This window comes from Stagnihabitans tardus, assembly GCF_009925085.1.
GTDB classification, from domain to species: domain Bacteria; phylum Pseudomonadota; class Alphaproteobacteria; order Rhodobacterales; family Rhodobacteraceae; genus Stagnihabitans; species Stagnihabitans tardus.
Map to the genome: position 1 here is coordinate 149,132 of NZ_JAABNR010000004.1, position 11,874 is coordinate 161,005.

The 11,874-nt window shown below is 67.3% G+C and carries 13 protein-coding genes; 8 read left to right on the top strand and 5 right to left on the bottom strand.

Going from position 1 to position 11,874, the window contains the following annotated elements; genetic code table 11:
• The 3 genes from lpxC to recN all read left to right on the top strand — a co-directional run bounded on the left by lpxC (position 1) and on the right by recN (position 3,540).
• The gene (gene lpxC / locus GV832_RS05600; RefSeq protein WP_168773850.1) at positions 1-921 is read left to right on the top strand and encodes a UDP-3-O-acyl-N-acetylglucosamine deacetylase; all 921 of its coding nucleotides are present in this window, start codon (positions 1-3) and stop codon (positions 919-921) included.
• A gap of 96 nt (positions 922-1,017) precedes the next feature.
• Positions 1,018-1,863, top strand: a complete 846-nt coding sequence (locus tag GV832_RS05605; RefSeq protein ID WP_168773851.1) for an outer membrane protein assembly factor BamD — start codon at positions 1,018-1,020, stop codon at positions 1,861-1,863.
• Positions 1,864-1,899: 36 nt separating this feature from the next.
• A complete protein-coding gene (recN, locus tag GV832_RS05610) occupies positions 1,900-3,540 on the top strand; it encodes a DNA repair protein RecN (protein WP_168773852.1) in 1,641 nt (546 codons plus the stop codon).
• Positions 3,541-3,858: 318 nt separating this feature from the next.
• Here the strand turns inward: recN and GV832_RS05615 are convergent, their stop codons facing one another.
• From GV832_RS05615 to GV832_RS05625, 3 genes are all read right to left on the bottom strand, one after another.
• Positions 3,859-4,236: a nuclear transport factor 2 family protein gene (locus GV832_RS05615; protein ID WP_168773853.1), complete on the bottom strand. Its 378-nt coding sequence runs from the start codon at positions 4,234-4,236 to the stop codon at positions 3,859-3,861.
• The gene (locus GV832_RS05620; RefSeq protein WP_168773854.1) at positions 4,233-4,862 is read right to left on the bottom strand and encodes a DUF1638 domain-containing protein; all 630 of its coding nucleotides are present in this window, start codon (positions 4,860-4,862) and stop codon (positions 4,233-4,235) included. The genes GV832_RS05615 and GV832_RS05620 overlap by 4 nt, the downstream gene beginning before the upstream one ends.
• Positions 4,863-4,972: 110 nt before the next feature.
• The gene (locus GV832_RS05625) at positions 4,973-5,671 is read right to left on the bottom strand and encodes a corrinoid protein (protein ID WP_168773855.1); all 699 of its coding nucleotides are present in this window, start codon (positions 5,669-5,671) and stop codon (positions 4,973-4,975) included.
• Between the two features lie 175 nt (positions 5,672-5,846).
• On the opposite strand from GV832_RS05625, the gene GV832_RS05630 reads away from it, so the two are divergent.
• Complete coding sequence (locus tag GV832_RS05630; protein ID WP_168773856.1) at positions 5,847-6,353, top strand: hypothetical protein; 507 nt, start codon at positions 5,847-5,849, stop codon at positions 6,351-6,353.
• Positions 6,354-6,397: 44 nt separating this feature from the next.
• A complete protein-coding gene (locus tag GV832_RS05635) occupies positions 6,398-7,483 on the top strand; it encodes a PA0069 family radical SAM protein (protein ID WP_168773857.1) in 1,086 nt (361 codons plus the stop codon).
• Positions 7,484-7,914: 431 nt separating this feature from the next.
• On the opposite strand, the gene bmt is transcribed toward GV832_RS05635, so the two are convergent.
• Both bmt and GV832_RS05645 read right to left on the bottom strand, forming a co-directional pair.
• Positions 7,915-8,919 carry a betaine--homocysteine S-methyltransferase gene (bmt, locus tag GV832_RS05640; RefSeq protein WP_168773858.1) on the bottom strand — a complete coding sequence of 335 codons (1,005 nt, stop codon included), beginning with the start codon at positions 8,917-8,919 and terminating at the stop codon, positions 7,915-7,917.
• Positions 8,920-9,047: 128 nt separating this feature from the next.
• Positions 9,048-9,362, bottom strand: a complete 315-nt coding sequence (locus GV832_RS05645) for a DUF1476 domain-containing protein (protein ID WP_168773966.1) — start codon at positions 9,360-9,362, stop codon at positions 9,048-9,050.
• Between the two features lie 169 nt (positions 9,363-9,531).
• On the opposite strand from GV832_RS05645, the gene GV832_RS05650 reads away from it, so the two are divergent.
• The 3 genes from GV832_RS05650 to GV832_RS05660 all read left to right on the top strand — a co-directional run bounded on the left by GV832_RS05650 (position 9,532) and on the right by GV832_RS05660 (position 11,800).
• Positions 9,532-10,284, top strand: a complete 753-nt coding sequence (locus GV832_RS05650; RefSeq protein WP_168773859.1) for a phosphoribosylaminoimidazolesuccinocarboxamide synthase — start codon at positions 9,532-9,534, stop codon at positions 10,282-10,284.
• Positions 10,285-10,310: 26 nt separating this feature from the next.
• Complete coding sequence (purS, locus tag GV832_RS05655) at positions 10,311-10,544, top strand: phosphoribosylformylglycinamidine synthase subunit PurS (protein WP_168773860.1); 234 nt, start codon at positions 10,311-10,313, stop codon at positions 10,542-10,544.
• A 218-nt stretch (positions 10,545-10,762) separates the two neighbouring features.
• Positions 10,763-11,800: a zinc-dependent alcohol dehydrogenase family protein gene (locus GV832_RS05660; protein WP_168773861.1), complete on the top strand. Its 1,038-nt coding sequence runs from the start codon at positions 10,763-10,765 to the stop codon at positions 11,798-11,800.
• Positions 11,801-11,874 lie beyond the last annotated feature (74 nt).

Below are 11,874 nucleotides of genomic sequence, written 5' to 3' on the forward strand. Positions count from 1 at the left end.
GTGCAGAATACGGTGAAATCATCGGTGAGTTTCGACGGTGTCGGCCTGCATTCGGGCCAACCCGTCCGCATGGTCCTGCACCCCGCCGCCCCCGACAGCGGCGTCCGCTTTCGTCGGACCGATGTTGCCGATCTGGACCCGGTGGTTCCGGCCCGTTGGGATGCGGTCGTGCCCTCGTCGCTTTGCACCCTGATCGCGAATGAGGACGGGGTCTCGGTCTCGACCATCGAGCATATCATGGCGGCGCTGGCGGGCCTTGCGATCTGGAATGTCGAGATCGAGATCGACGGTCCCGAGGTTCCGATCATGGACGGCTCTGCCGCGCCCTTCGTTGCGGGCATCCTGGAAAAGGGCCTGACCGCCCATCCCGCTCCCTCGCGCACCTTGCGGGTGCTGCGTCCGGTCGAGGTCCGCGACGGTGCGGCCTGGGCCCGGCTGGAACCGGCCTCCATGCTGGAGATCGACTTCCGCATCGACTTTGCCGACGAAGCGATCGGCACGCAGACCCGGGCGCTGAACATGGCCAATGGCGCCTTCGTGCGCGAGCTTTGCGACAGCCGCACCTTCTGCCGCCAGTCCGATGTCCAGGCGATGCGCGAGCGTGGCCTGGCCCTGGGCGGCACCCTGGACAATGCGGTGGTCTTCGACGGGGCAGAGATCCTGTCTCCGGGTGGCCTGCGCCATGCCGATGAACCCGTCCGCCACAAGATGCTGGACGCGCTTGGCGACCTGGCGCTGGCGGGCGCCCCGCTTCTGGCGCGCTATACCGGCAACCGCGCGGGCCATGCGATGACCAACCGCCTGCTTCGCGCGCTCTTTGCCGCCGAGGGCGCGGTCGAGCGGGATGATTGCGATGCCTTCGTCCGGGGCAAGCTTCCCGGGGTTGGCGTGCATCGCGGCGACTTGCACTGGCTTGCCTGAAGCGCGAAAGCCATTTTGCGCCCGCCATTTTTCTATGCTAGGACGGGGCAAAGCAGGGGGACAAAGGTCCCCGGGGTTTCGGGATTTGGCACGGTGATGGCAGGGTTTGGGGCAGGGGCGGCAAAGGGTCTGGGAATGGCCTTGGGTCTGGCGCTTCTGGTCGCCTGCGCCCCCAAGACCCCGCAACAGCAGGATTTGTCGGCATTTACCGCGGAAGAGATCTTCCAGCGCGGCGAATACGAGCTTTCCGCCAAGACCAGCCCCAAGACCGCGATCCCCTATTTCCAGGAGGTCGAGCGGCTTTACCCCTATTCCGAATATGCCAAGCGCGCGCTGATCATGCAGGCCTATACGCTGCACCAGACCCGCGAATACGAAGAGGCAAGGGCCGCGGCGCAGCGCTATGTCGATTTCTATCCGGCCGGCGAGGATATCGCCTATGCGCATTACCTCCTGGCCCTGTCCTATTACGATCAGATCGACGAGGTGGGCCGCGACCAGGGCCTGACCTTCCAGGCCCTGATGGCGCTGCGCGTCGTGATCGAGGACTATCCCGACAGCGAATATGCCAAGTCGGCCATGCTGAAATTCGACCTGGCCTTCGACCACCTGGCGGCCAAGGAAATGGAAATCGGCCGCTATTACCTCAAGGGGCGGCATTATGCGGCGGCCTTGAACCGCTTCCGCACCGTGGTGCAGGATTACCAGACCACGACCCATACGGCCGAGGCGCTGATGCGGATCGTGGAATGCTATATCGGCCTTGGCCTGCCCGACGAGGCGCAGACGGCCGGGGCGATCCTGGGCTACAACTACCAGGCCTCTCCCTTCTACCAGGATGCCTTCAACCTCTTGAAGAAGAACGGTCTTGCGCCCGAGGCCAAGGGGACCTCCTGGCTCTCGACGATCTATCGCCAGATGGTCAAGGGCGAATGGTTGTAAAGGTGCGTGAGATCACGCACCCTACCGCAGGTCGACATGCTCAACTCGCTTGAAATCCGTGATGTGCTGATCATCGATCGGCTGGACCTGGCCTTTCAGCCCGGGCTGAATGTCTTGACCGGCGAGACCGGGGCAGGGAAGTCGATCCTCTTGGACGCTTTGGGCTTCGTCCTGGGCTGGCGGGGCAGGGCGGATATCGTCCGCCAGGGCGCGGCGCAGGGCGAGGTGACGGCGGTCTTCGACCTTTCCCCCGGTCATGCGGCGCGGGCGGTGCTGGAAGCGGCGGGGATCGAGGCCGAGGACGAGCTGATCCTGCGCCGGGTCAACACCGCCGATGGCCGCAAGACGGCCTGGGTGAACGACCGCCGCGTCTCGGGCGAGGTCTTGCGCGACCTGTCCGACGTGCTGGTCGAGCTGCATGGCCAGCATGACGACCGGGGGCTCCTGAACCCGCGCGGGCATCGGGCGCTTCTGGACCAGTTCGGGGGGCTGGAGCTTGGCGGCTTGCGGGCGGCCTGGACCGCGCGGCGGGTGGCCGAGGCGGCCCTGGCCGAGGCGGAGGCGCGCATCGCCGCGATCCGGTCCGAGGAGGAATGGCTGCGCCACGCGGTGGGCGAGTTGGACAAGCTGAACCCCGAGGCGGGCGAGGAGGCGCGGCTTGATGCCGAACGCCGCCTGATGCAGGGCGCGGCGCGGATCCGAGAAGACATCGCCCGGGCCCATGCCGTGCTCTCGCAAGGCGCCGAGCCCTCGATCCAGGACGCGACGCGCTGGCTGGGTGCGGTGTCGGACAAGGCGGAGGGGCGGCTGGATGCGCCGCTGGCCGCCTTGGAGCGGGCCATGGTCGAGCTGCAAGAGGCGCAATCGGGTGTCGAGGCCTGTTTGCAGGCGCTGGACTTCAACCCCTCCGCTCTTGAGGCCTGCGAAGAGCGGCTCTTCGCGATCCGGGCCCTGGCGCGGAAACATGGGGTTCTGCCCGACGACCTGGGCCCCCATGCCGACCGTTTGCGGGCGCGGCTGGAGACCTTGGACATGGGCGAGCGCGGCTTGATCAAGCTGCGCCAGGCGGTGAAGGATGCGGCGGCCGATTACGCGGCGCGGGCCGGGGCGATGACGGCCGCGCGCCTGGCGGCTGCTGCGCGGCTCGATGCCGCCATGGCGGCCGAGCTTGCGCCCCTGAAGATGGAACGCGCGGTGTTCCGGTCCGTGGTGACCGAGGCGGCTCCGGGGCCCGAGGGGGTGGACGAGGTCACCTTCACCGTCGCGACCAACCCGGGGGCTCCGGCTGGGCCCTTGAACAAGATCGCCTCGGGCGGGGAATTGTCGCGCTTCCTTCTGGCGCTGAAGGTCTGCCTGACCGGCGGGACGCCGGGGCTGACGATGATCTTCGACGAGATCGACCGCGGGGTTGGCGGCGCCACCGCCGATGCCGTGGGGCGGCGCCTGGCCGCCCTGGCCTCGGGCGCGCAGGTCCTGGTCGTCACCCACTCGCCCCAGGTTGCGGCTTTGGGCGGGCATCACTGGCGGGTCGAGAAGCGTGTCACCGATGGGCTGACGTTGTCGACCGTCGTGGGGCTCTCGCCCGAGGAGCGGGTCGAAGAGATTGCCCGGATGCTGGCGGGGGATGTGATCTCGGACGCGGCGCGGGCGGCGGCACGGGCGCTTTTGGGTCCGTGAGACGGGCCAAGGCCTTCCAGGCCATGGCCGTCTCACGGGGGGTGCGGGGGGCTTGCAGCCCCCCGCACCCCCCGCAATCGGGGGGCTGCCGCCCCCCGAGCCCCCCGCCCAAAGGGGAGCACGCTCCCCTTTGGAAACCCCGTGGATATTTGGGCCAATGTGAAAGGGCCGGGGTGTCGGGGGCCTGATGGCGGGTTTCTTCTGGCTGGATGTTTGCGCCAAGTTGAAAGACGGGCGATGGGGCCTCTTCCGTGGCTCCTCGATCCTTGCGCGGTCTCTTTCGTCTGTTGCCAGATCTCCCCGGCGGAGACGCCGCCTTCAGACCGCGACCAGCGCCCAGTTGACCACGCGCCAGCCCTCGCGGGTGGCGACCAGCATGGCGGTCAGCTGGCAGCCGATGCGGGGGAGCTCGGCGCCCGTCTCATCGCGGGCCCCGGCCACGACATAGCGCTGGGTCAGGATCGTGGCACCGGGGCCGAGCGGGCGAAGCCGCCCCTTGCCGCTGACCAGCTTGGCCCCGGCGAAGATCCCCGCGAATTCGGAGCGCATCAGGCTGCGGGCCTCTTCGGCGCCCTCCGCCAGGCCGCCTGTCAGCGTCACCACATCGGCATCGGGCGCGAGCCAGGTCCCGACCGTCTCGGCATCGCCCTTGCCGAAGGCGGAGGCGTAGAGCTTGGGCAGGTCCTCGGGCGTCACTTTGCGGCGCTTTCCAGGAAGGGGACCAGGTCGCCATAGCCGGTGAAGCGGCGCTCATAGGCCAGGCCCAGGCGGCGGGCGCAATCTTCGGCCTTGGCGTCCAGCGCGGGGTCATTGGTCTGGGCCTGGTAGACCAGTTTCGTGTAATGGCCGAAATACATGTCGCGAAGCTCCGGGTGGCGATCGAGCCCCATGGGCCGCCAGACGAAGGCATCGAACTGCCGGACCAGGAAATCGGTCAGGTAAAAGGCGGTGAACTCGGTCTCGGAGAGCTTGGCAAAGGTCGCGTTGCCTTCAAAAAACGAATAACAATGCGGTCCCGCGATCATCTCGACGCCCAATTCCTTGCACTTTTCCTGCAATTGGCCCCCGGTGCCGCAATCAGCATACAGAACGAAGACCCGCTCGTGGCTGGCGGCCTTGACGGCCCTCTCGACCTCGGAGGTGATCTTGTCGGGGTAAAGATGCAGCTTGGCGGGCAGGCATTGCAGATCGAGATGGTCCCAGCCATTGGCCCGTTTCACCGCAAGGACCTCATGGGCCAGGGCTCCGCAGGCCAGCACCAGAACGCGCCCGCCCCTGGGGGCGAGGCCGGTTTCCGTCAGGGTCTGGTCATCTGGGTCCATCGCCTCACCATGCCCGCGCCGGGCGCAAAAGAAAACCCCGGGCGCGCGAGGGGCCCGGGGATTGGTGCTCTGCATCCGCTGCGTCGCCCGGGGCATACCCCGGGGGAGCTTCAGACGTTGGGCTGGTTGTGCTTGCGGGCGACGAAGGCCTTTGCGGTTTCCACGGCCACGGCGGCGTCACGGCAATAGGCATCCGCGCCGATGGCCTTGCCGAACTCTTCGTTCAGCGGAGCCCCGCCGACCAGCACGATATAGTCGTCGCGCAGGCCCTTTTCCTTCATCGTGTCGATCACGACCTTCATATAGGGCATCGTCGTGGTCAGAAGCGCCGACATGCCGAGGATATCGGGCTGCTCGCTTTCCAGCGCGGCCAGGTAGCTTTCGACCGAGTTGTTGATGCCGAGATCCTTCACCTCGAAGCCCGCGCCTTCCATCATCATGCCGACAAGGTTCTTGCCGATGTCATGGATGTCGCCCTTCACGGTGCCGATCACCATCTTGCCCATGCGGGGCGCGCCGGTCTCGACCAAAAGCGGCTTGAGGATCTGCATCCCGCCCTTCATCGCATTGGCGGCCAAGAGCACTTCGGGAACGAAGAGGATGCCGTCGCGGAAGTCGGCGCCGACGATGGTCATGCCGGCGACCAGAGCCTTGGTCAGGACGTCATAGGGCGTCCAGCCGCGCGCGATCAGGATGTTCACGCCCTCTTCGATCTCTTCCTTCAGACCGTCGTAGAGGTCGTCATGCATCTGCAGGACCAGCTCGTCGTCGGAGAGTTCAGAGAGGATGATTTCGTCGTCGTCGGCCATGGGTCTGCTCCTGAAAGCGTTTGGCAAGTGATGGGGCCAACGCGGGCCGCGCACTATTCCCTTACCGACATGCCCCGGATGAAAGCCGACAGCAAGGGGGTTTCACCCTGCCATAGCGCGGGATTCTTGACAGAAGGTCAAGGCGCTGGCGGTATGGTCTCAGGGGGAAGGCGGCATGCGGGTGATTTCGGCCTTGGTGGTGGCGCTTGGCCTCGGGGTCTCGCAGGCCAGGGCGGGCCTGGTCTGGCAGGGCACGCAGCTGTGGTTCCTGGTGGCCGGGGCCTATTGCGTCAAAGAGCCTGACAGCTATGCGCCGGCGCCCTCGGTCAAGAGCGGTTGGGTCGGGGTCGACGACCAGCCCTATGACTTTTTCACCTATGGCGCGGTTTCGGCTGCGACCGATGTCGGGATCGGGGTCCAGGCCCGGCTTACGGACGCCCGCCCGGGCGAGGGGATGACCTTCGAAATTACCGGCCCGAAGGACGGGGTGCCCGACAGCTGGTCCAGGCCTTTGTCGGCGGATGGCAACTTCTGGTTTGGTCGAAAGCCCGAGAAGGGAGAGGCGCTTGACCCGGGGCCTTACCGGTTCAAGGTCTTTCGGTCGGGGCGACTGGTGCTGGACTACGAGGTCATGGTCTTGGCCAAGCGGGGCCCGAACCCCTGCGAGAAGCCGGTCTCCTGACGCTTCCCCTTGGCTGCGTTCCTGAAACGTTCTATCCTGGCCCCATGTCCAAGGATACGATCCTCCCCGGCCAAGCCTTCCGCGCCCGTGGTGCCGCCAGCAACGCGGCGGGCCGCTATGAGGCCACCACGCGGGAGGCCCATGACGACGGCTGGGACATCCCCCATGACGAGCGCCTCGTCCGCACCGAGGTCCGGCTGGAGGCGCCGCGTTCGGCCATCACCTATAACCAATCCCCCGACCTCCCCTTCGACCGTTCGATCAACCCCTACCGGGGCTGCGAACATGGCTGCATCTATTGCTTCGCCCGGCCCACGCATGCTTACCTGAACCTCTCGCCGGGTCTGGATTTCGAGACCAAACTGATCGCCCGCCCCGGCATCGGCGCCGTCCTTGACCGCGAGCTGCGGGCGCGCAGCTACAAGCCCGCTGTGATCGCCCTTGGCACCAACACCGACCCCTACCAGCCGATCGAGGCCGAGCATCGCGTCATGCGCGAGGTGCTGGAGGTCCTCTCTGCCCATCGCCATCCCCTGGCCATCACCACCAAGGGCACCCTGATCGAGCGCGACCTGGACATCCTCGCCCCCATGGCTGCCGATGGCCTGCTGCGCGTCGGCATCACGGTGACGACGCTGGACGACACCCTCTCCCGCCGGATGGAGCCCCGCGTGCCCCGCCCCGCGCGCCGCCTGCAAACGATCCGCCGCCTGACCGAGGCGGGCGTGCCGGTGCGCGTCATGGTCTCGCCGCTGATCCCTGGCCTCTCGGATCACGAGCTGGAGCCCATCCTCCAGGCCGCCAAGGAGGCCGGGGCCCTGGCCGCCAGCTGGATCCACCTGCGCCTGCCGCTGGAGGTCGCAGAGCTTTTCAAGGCTTGGCTGGCCGAGCATTACCCCGACCGCGCCGCCAAGGTCATGGGCCGGGTGCGTGAACTGCATGGCGGCAAGGATTACGACGCGGCCTTCGGCCAAAGGTTCAAGGGTCAGGGGATCTGGGCCGACCTGATGCGCAAGAGGTTCGAGGTCGCCATCAAGCGCCTTGGCCTGACGCCCGAGCTGCCGCCGCTGCGCACCGACCTCTTCCGCCCGCCCCTGGCCCAGGGCGCGCAGATGGGCTTTGACCTGTAGCGCAGGCGGCGGGGCAGGTGCCTGCCTGGGCCGCGAAAGCAGTCCGACCTCTTTGCCAGGCGCCCCTCTTCACTTGGGACCCACTTGCCCCTTTCCCGCCACTTCACCCTGCACCTCTCTTCACCCGGGCGCGGCTTCCCCCGCCCCACCCGGCTCCGCCCCCGCTCTGAGCCTTCCCCCCCGCAGCTTTCCCCCTGATCGGGCCAGCGTGCCGCCCCCCTTTCACTCTTGCCCAAATATCCGGGGAGAGGTCTGGAGAGGGCAGCGCCCTCTCCAGCCGGGGCCGCCGCGCGGGCCGAGCTTGAAAAGCGAGGCCCCCTTGGCCCGGGCCAGGCTGTTTGCTTGCACGCAACGGGAGGGAAAAGAAAAACCCGGGGTATACCCCGGGCTACGCAAGCTGACGCAGAGCCCTGCGCCGTCACGCCAAGGCATTACCCCCGGCGGCGACGTTCGCGCTTTTCCGGCCCATTGCCATCCGTGCCATCGCTGGCCGAGGAGAAAGCCCCAAGCTTCGCCTGAATCTCCTCCGCCGTGGGCAGGGAACCCTTCGGCCTGGTCTCCAAAGCATGCCGCATCGAGGCCAGGTGCTCGGGCATGGTGCCACAGCAACCGCCGATGATCTTCACCCCGGCGTCGCGGGCCAGGACCGCATATTCCCCCATCAGCTCCGGCGTGCCGTCGTAATGGATATGGCCCTCGTGATATTTCGGGATCCCGGCATTGCCCTTGGCGATCAGGGGCCGCGTGGTCCCCGTCGCCGCAAAGCCCAGGACCGTCCGCATCAGGTCCGAGGCGCCCACGCCGCAATTGGCCCCAAAGGCCAGGGGCGGCGTCACCATCGCCTCGACGCGCTTGGCCAGATCAGCCGAGGTGATCCCCATCATGGTTCGCCCGGCCGTGTCAAAGCTCATCGTGCCCGCCCAGGGCAGACTGACTGCCGAGGCCGCTTCGGCGGCGGCGGCATATTCCTCGAAGGCCGACATGGTCTCGATCCAGGCCACATCCGCGCCGCCCGCCTTCAGGCCTTCCATCTGCTCGGTGAAAATCTCCACCGCCAGTTCATGGGTCATGGTCCCCATGGGCTCGAAAATCTCGCCCGTGGGCCCGACCGAGCCCGCGACGACCACCGGCCGCCCCGCCTTGTCGGCCACCTCGCGGCCCAGCTCCGCCGCCACCTTGTTCAGCTCATGCACCCGACCTTGCGCCTGGTGCAGCTTCAGCCGCGCCGCATTGCCGCCGAAGGAATTGGTCAGGAAGAGATCCGATCCCGCATCCACCGCCGCCTTGTAAAGCTTCAGGATATTCTCGGGCTTTTCCGTGTTCCAGAACTCCGGCGGTTCGCCCGACGAGAGCCCCATGTTGAAGAGATTGGTCCCCGTGGCGCCATCGGCCAAAAGCCAGTCACGTTCGGAAAGGAGTTTCGACAGAAGGTCCATGGCAGGTCTCCGGGGGAGGGGGGAGGCTCCGGGTCGGGGCCCGGAGCGGCTTTGGATCAGGGCCACCGGTCGCGCCAGGGGCCACAGGGGCAGGGCGGCTCCGGGCCTGACCCGGAGCCTCGACGCTGTCAGACTTCGCTCATCAGCTGGGCCTTGGCGACCGGCAGCAGCTCGGTCATCTTGGCGCGGACCTGGTCGGCCGTGGCCTTGCCCGCGAGGTCACCCGCGACCTTGCGCACCACATCCTCGATCCCCGCCTCTTCGAAATCGGCGCTGACGACTTCGACGGCATAGGCGGCCGCATCATCGCCCGACTTGCCCAGAAGCTCGGCCGCCCAAAGCCCCACGAGCTTGTTGCGCCGCGCCTCGGCCCGGAACTGCATCTCGGCATCATGGGCGAACTTGGATTCGAAAGCGTTTTCGCGGTCGTCGAAGGTGGTCATCATCAGGCCCCTTGGTTGGAGTGTTTACCCTCATATGCCCGCGCGCGGGCTTTCCTGCAAGGGGCAGGGGCGCAAGTCGCCTTTGCCTTGCCGCCCGCCCCCCCATCGCGTATAGCCCAAGCCGAACGGGTCCCGCAGGTCGGGGCCCCATTGGTGTTTCGGGATACAGATGGCACGGCGCAAGAAGGTCTATGAAGGCAAGGCGAAGATCCTTTACGAAGGTCCCGAGCCCGGCACCCTGATCCAGTATTTCAAGGACGAAGGCGCCCCGGGCCCCTCGTCCGAGGAATCGGCTGCGGCCGAGGGCAAGGGCGTGTTGAACAACCGCCTGTCGGAATTCTTCATGGCCGGGCTGAATGCCATCGGCGTCCCCACCCATTTCATCCGCCGCATCAACATGCGCGAGCAATTGGTGCGCGAGGCCGAGATCATCCCCCTGCAGGTCGTGGTGCGCAACTTCGCCGCCGGAGACCTTTCGAACCGCTTGGGCATCCCCGAGGGCACGCCCCTGCCGCGCCCCATCGTGGAATATTACTACAAGGACCCGCGGCTGAACCTGCCCCTGGTCTCGGAAGAGCACATCATCGCCTTTGGCTGGGCCAGCCAGCAGGACCTTGACGATATCATCGCGCTGGCCCTGCGGGTGAACGACTTCCTCTCGGGCGTCATGCTGGGCGTGGGCACGCGGCTGGCCGATTTCCGGTTGGAGATCGGGCGGATCTGGGATGGCGACTTCATGCGGCTGATCGTGGCCGACGAGATCAGCGCCGACTCGTGCCGCCTCTGGGACCTGCGCCGCCCCGAGGGCGCACCGGCCTCCGAGCCCGGGCCCATGGCCGATGTCTATTCCGAGCTGGCGCGGCGCCTGGGGGTCCTGCCCTCCAACGTCACCCATGCGACCAAACCCACCCTGATCAACTGACCCCCCTACTTGAAAGGCCCGTCCCGATGAAAGCCCGTGTCACCGTCATGTTGAAAGCCGGCGTCCTGGATGTGCAGGGCGAGGCCGTGCGCCACGCCCTTGGGACCCTGGGCTTCGAGGGCGTCCATGGTGTCCGCCAGGGCAAGGTGATTGAACTGGACCTGGCCGAGACCGAGAACGCCGAAGAGACCGTCAAGGCGATGTGCGAGAAGCTCCTCGCCAATACGGTCATCGAAAGCTACCGCGTCGAGATCCTCTGAAGCAGGAAGCGCCGCGACCTCTTGCGAGGACGGAAAGCCCCCCGCGCGGGGGCTTTCTGTTGTCCCGGCGCCAGGCCCGCCCGGGGATTGCCCCGTCGGACGGTCCGGCCCGCGCTTGCCCGGTTCGCGGGCCCAGTTCCTTGGCCCAGCTCTCCGGTCGAAACCGGATTTCCCTTTTCGCGGCTCCGCTTTAGGCTTGGGGCCAAAAGGAGTGTCCGATGCGAGCCGCCGTCCTGCGCGAATACCGCGCCGATCTGAGCCTTGAAACCGTCCCCGACCCGGTCTGCGAGGCCGATGGCGTGGTCCTCAAGGTCCTGTCCTGTGGCATCTGTCGCAGCGACTGGCATGGCTGGGTGGGGGAGCATGCCCGCGTGAAGCCCGGCGCCATCCCCGGCCATGAATATTGCGGCGAGGTGGTCGAGGCCGGGCCCCTGGCCAAGTTCCGCGTCGGCGAGCGGGTCATCGCGCCCTTCATCCTGGCCTGCGGCGATTGCCCCGAGTGCCGGTCGGGCCAATCGACGACCTGCGGCAATCAGCGCGTGCCGGGCTTTGGCGAGCCGGGGGCCTATGCGGAATACATCTCCGTCCCGAGGTCTCACAACCTGACGCTTTTGCCCGAGAGCCTCTCTCCGGCCCTGGCGGCGGGCCTGGGCTGCCGGGTGACGACGGCCTATCACGCGCTGACCGGGCGCGCGGCCTTGCAGGCGGGGGAGTGGCTGGCGATCCATGGCACCGGGGGCGTCGGGCTCTCGGCGCTTCTGATCGCGCGGGCCCTGGGCGCGAGGATCATCGCGGTCGACGTGGTGCCCGAGCGGCTGGACCATGCCCGCAGCCTTGGGGCGGAGCTGGCGCTCGATGCCCGTGACAGCGATGTGGCGGCCGCGATCCGAGAGGCCACGAAAGGCGGTGCCCATGTCTCGCTGGAGGCCCTGGGGATACCCCAGACGCTGAATGCCTCGATCGAATGCCTGAGGCCCTTGGGCCGCCATATCCAGATCGGCATGCCGACCGGGCACCTGGCGAAGGTCGAGGTCAATATGCTGGCAGTCTATATGAAGCAGCTCTCGCTGTTTGCGAGCCGGGGGATGCCGGCCTGGCGCTATCCCTCGCTCTTGTCGCTGATCGAGACGGGCAAGGTCGATGTCCGCCCCATCGTGGCGCGTGAGGTGGCCTTGAGCGCGGCCAGCGCCGAACTGCGCGCCTTCGACGGGCCGATGCCGCCCGGCGTGGCGGTGATCACCGATTTCGCAGGGTAGCGCTTCGGGGCGGGGGGGCCTCGGGCAAGCCCTCGGCCCGCGCGGCGGCCCCGGCCGGAGGGAGCGAGCCCCCT

Excerpts from the sequence above, each read along its gene's own strand:
- bmt (WP_168773858.1), bottom strand. The coding sequence starts at position 8,919 with ATGGACCTTCTGTCGAAACTCCTTTCCGAACGTGACTGGCTTTTGGCC.
- GV832_RS05645 (WP_168773966.1), bottom strand. The coding sequence starts at position 9,362 with ATGACCACCTTCGACGACCGCGAAAACGCTTTCGAATCCAAGTTCGCC.
- GV832_RS05660 (WP_168773861.1), top strand. The coding sequence starts at position 10,763 with ATGCGAGCCGCCGTCCTGCGCGAATACCGCGCCGATCTGAGCCTTGAA.
- GV832_RS05635 (WP_168773857.1), top strand. The coding sequence starts at position 6,398 with ATGTCCAAGGATACGATCCTCCCCGGCCAAGCCTTCCGCGCCCGTGGT.
- GV832_RS05620 (WP_168773854.1), bottom strand. The coding sequence starts at position 4,862 with ATGGACCCAGATGACCAGACCCTGACGGAAACCGGCCTCGCCCCCAGG.
- GV832_RS05625 (WP_168773855.1), bottom strand. The coding sequence starts at position 5,671 with ATGGCCGACGACGACGAAATCATCCTCTCTGAACTCTCCGACGACGAG.
- GV832_RS05605 (WP_168773851.1), top strand. The coding sequence starts at position 1,018 with ATGGCAGGGTTTGGGGCAGGGGCGGCAAAGGGTCTGGGAATGGCCTTG.
- purS (WP_168773860.1), top strand. The coding sequence starts at position 10,311 with ATGAAAGCCCGTGTCACCGTCATGTTGAAAGCCGGCGTCCTGGATGTG.
- GV832_RS05650 (WP_168773859.1), top strand. The coding sequence starts at position 9,532 with ATGGCACGGCGCAAGAAGGTCTATGAAGGCAAGGCGAAGATCCTTTAC.
- recN (WP_168773852.1), top strand. The coding sequence starts at position 1,900 with ATGCTCAACTCGCTTGAAATCCGTGATGTGCTGATCATCGATCGGCTG.
- GV832_RS05630 (WP_168773856.1), top strand. The coding sequence starts at position 5,847 with ATGCGGGTGATTTCGGCCTTGGTGGTGGCGCTTGGCCTCGGGGTCTCG.